This is a genomic window from Methylophaga sp. UBA5088, assembly GCF_002414625.1.
Lineage (GTDB): Bacteria > Pseudomonadota > Gammaproteobacteria > Nitrosococcales > Methylophagaceae > Methylophaga > Methylophaga marina.
The window spans coordinates 3,260-4,899 of the sequence record NZ_DIAC01000109.1 but is presented as its reverse complement, the minus strand read 5'-3'; the positions used below and the strand labels follow the sequence as shown (position 1 = coordinate 4,899).

The 1,640-nt window shown below is 44.6% G+C and carries 1 protein-coding gene; it reads right to left on the bottom strand.

All coding sequences use genetic code 11. From position 1 onward, the window contains the following. Positions 1-148: 148 nt before the first annotated feature. Entirely contained in the window at positions 149-1,579 is a 1,431-nt protein-coding gene (gene mgtE, locus B4K20_RS13850; protein ID WP_289283335.1) for a magnesium transporter, read from the bottom strand. Positions 1,580-1,640: the final 61 nt, after the last annotated feature.

Sequence of the window (1,640 nt, the reverse complement as noted above, 5' to 3'; positions counted from 1 at the left end):
GAATATTCTGGTTTAGTCCACATGATAATCACCTCGCTTTGTGTTTGTTAGTACGGTTCCTATGTTACGAGTACGTGGCAAATGACAATAGCGTATTTTTCTTTTGATCACTCAGGATTTTCCTGAGTAATGATAAATTGATTATCCGTCAGTTTGGCAGGAGTAAAGAAGCGAGGCTCAAGAAAATCAGAAAGCCCAGTGTATCGGTCATTCCTGTAGTGATAATACTACTGCCCAATACCGGATCCTGTTTCAGCTTCTTTAGAATCAACGGAATACTTACGCCGATTAAGGCCGCTAACACCATCGTGCCAGACATGGCTAGCATCATTACAAAGGCCAAGCCCAGATTCTGATACAAAAATAGCGTTAGCAATCCCGTTAAACTTCCCCATATCAGCCCATTCACCGCAGCCACGGAAAACTCTTTTATATAAAGCCGTCGAAGATTATTGGCGTCGAGTTGTTTTAATGCCAGCCCACGAATCACCAGCGCCACCACCTGATTCCCCGTGTTGCCGCCTATATTAGCGGTGATGGGTAATAAGGCAGCTAGTGCCACCATACTGCTAATCGTGGTCTGGAACTGATCAATCACGCGAGAAGCAATCAATACAATCACCAGATTCAGTGCAATCCACGGCCAGCGATTTTTAGCTGACTTCATCATTGGGTCAAACAAGTTTTCTTCTTTCGATAAGCCTGCCTGAGCGAGAAACTGGCGCTGCGACTGTTCTTCCAGTAGATCCATTAGCGAGCTGACACGTAATACCCCAACCAGTTTCTGATGTGCATTCACCACCGGTGCTACCAATAATTCATAACGCTCAAAATCACGTGCCGCTTCATCGGCAGAATCGGTGGTATGAAAGATATGGGCTTGCTTCAACATGCAATCGGCTACCCGTAAATCACCTCGTTTGATTAATAAATCAGAGACGAGCAGCAGTCCCTGAAATAAACCCGCCGAATTGATCACCATGATAAAACCGGACTCATCCGGTAACTTCCCTTTCTGACGTAACTCACGTAACACTTGATCTAAGGTTTGATGCTCAAGTACCACAGCAAAATCATATTCCATCCAGGCACCAACGCTTTCTTCAGGAAAGAGTAAGGTGGACTGTACATTTTCACGCTGCTGCTGTGGTAATGAGGATAAGACGCTATCACCGATCTCATCTGGTAACTCTTGCATCAGATCCGCAATTTCATCAGTATCGAGATGCGATGCCGCCCGAATCAAATCGGTTGGTTGTAATTCTGCTAATAAGGTTTGTCGTAAACTATCAGAAAGCTCCAGCAGCACCGCCCCCATATGCTCACTTTGCAGCAGTTGCCAAATAAACGAGCGCTGTACCGGCGGTAATTGCTCAAGCAGATTTGCTATGTCATATGGATGTAAGCGGTTTAACAGCTGCTGAATTTCACCTTGATACTGCTTGACGGTTAACAGCTCGACTAATGCCTGCTTATCCTTATTCTCCTGACGTATTGTCAGGGTTTCCACTAACTCCTGGCGATTAAGCAAATCATAAATTAAGTGAAATATATGCTCTGTTTGCTTCAGTTGTTGCACGCAAAACGCCTCATCATATTTAGTGCCGACCTTTTAGTATGCGTCAGAGATATTTCAATCT